The 1147-nt window shown below is 76.0% G+C and carries 1 protein-coding gene; it reads left to right on the top strand.

The genetic code is table 11. The annotated features are described in order from the left end of the window. A partial coding sequence (locus FNH04_RS46185; protein ID WP_407704190.1) for a DAK2 domain-containing protein occupies positions 1–1115 on the top strand: 1115 nt, incomplete at its 5' end. Between the last annotated feature and the right edge of the window lie 32 nt (positions 1116–1147).

Raw genomic sequence — 1147 nt, forward strand, 5'->3', positions numbered from 1 at the left:
CGGGCGGGCGGGGACTCGTGGCGGTCCTGGCGGCGCTGGTGCAGACGTTCACGGGGGAGGCGCCGAAGGCGGGAGCCGTGGCGTCGGCGGCCCCGGGCTCGGTCGCGCCGGTGTCCGCACCCGCGCGCGTGGATGATCGCGCGGACGCCCAGGCCGCCGGACAGGCGCATGGCGAGGCGTGTGAGGAGGGCGGGCCCGCCTACGAGGTGATCTACCTGCTGGAGGCGGACGACACGGCCGTGGCGCGGCTCAGGGCGCGGCTGGACGGGCTGGGGGACTCGCTCGTGGTGGTCGGCGGGGACGGGCTGTGGAACGTCCACGTGCACGTCGACGACGCCGGAGCCGCCGTGGAGGCGGGCGTCGAGGCCGGGCGGCCGTACCGGATCAGGATCACGCACTTCGGCGCCGGGGACGCGCACATGGCGGGTGCGGGGCGGCCGCCGCGTGAGCGGGCCCCGCGCGCGGTGGTGGCGGTCGTGCCGGGGGAGGGGCTGGCCGGGCTGTACACGGAGGCCGGGGCCACCACGGTGCTCGCCCGGCCCGGGGAGCCGCCTGCCAGCGGGGAGCTCGTGGAGGCCGTACGACGTGCCCACGCGCGCGAGGTGGTGCTGTTGCCGAACGACGCGGACCTGCGGCACACGGCCGCCGCGGCGGCCGAGCAGGCGCGGGCGGAGGGCGTCCGGGTGGCGCTGATCCCGACCCGTTCCGCGGTCCAGGGGATCGCCGCGCTCGCCGTCCACGAGCCGGGACGCCGCTTCGACGAGGACGTCGTCGCGATGACGTCCGCGGCGGGCGCCACCCGCCACGCCGAGGTCGTCATCGCCGAGCGCGAGTCGTGGACCATGGCGGGTATCTGCCAGGCCGGCGACGTTCTCGGCCTCATCGACGGTGACGTGGCCGTCATCGGCTCCGACGTCACCATCACGGCCGCGACGGTCGTCGACCGCATGCTCGCCGCCGGCGGCGAAATGGTCACGCTGGTACTGGGCGACGAGGCCCCGGAGGACATCTCCGACCACATCGACGCGCGGGTACGGGAGTCCTATCTGGCGGTGGACACGGTGGTGTACCGGGGCGGCCGGCAGGGAGCGGTGCTGTTGATCGGGGTGGAGTAGGGGCAGGTCTGCGGCCAGGGGCTGTTGTGGGG

The sequence above is a fragment of the Streptomyces phyllanthi genome (assembly GCF_009377205.1).
Classification (GTDB): domain Bacteria; phylum Actinomycetota; class Actinomycetes; order Streptomycetales; family Streptomycetaceae; genus Streptomyces; species Streptomyces phyllanthi.